A 203-nucleotide genomic window follows, 5' to 3' on the forward strand; every position below is an offset into this window, starting at 1 on the left:
AAGGATGAATCGATTGTTTTTATAGACGCAGTTCACCCAACACTATCAACAAAAATATCTCATGGCTGGATACGAACTGGTCAGGATAAAGTGATTGAAACAACGGGTAATCGCAGTCGGCTGAACATGATTGGCGCACTGAACCTATCGGATATTGGTGCCACCATCGTTCACGATTACGAAAGCATTAACAGTGAAACGAT

At 42.4% G+C, this 203-nt stretch carries 1 protein-coding gene; it reads left to right on the forward strand.

Features of this window, described 5'->3' with window-relative positions:
* The coding region (locus tag Q1A70_RS20845; protein ID WP_299697722.1) for a transposase at window positions 1–203 on the forward strand (203 nt) is incomplete at both ends.

The organism is uncultured Vibrio sp. (assembly GCF_947488985.1).
Classification (GTDB): domain Bacteria; phylum Pseudomonadota; class Gammaproteobacteria; order Enterobacterales; family Vibrionaceae; genus Vibrio.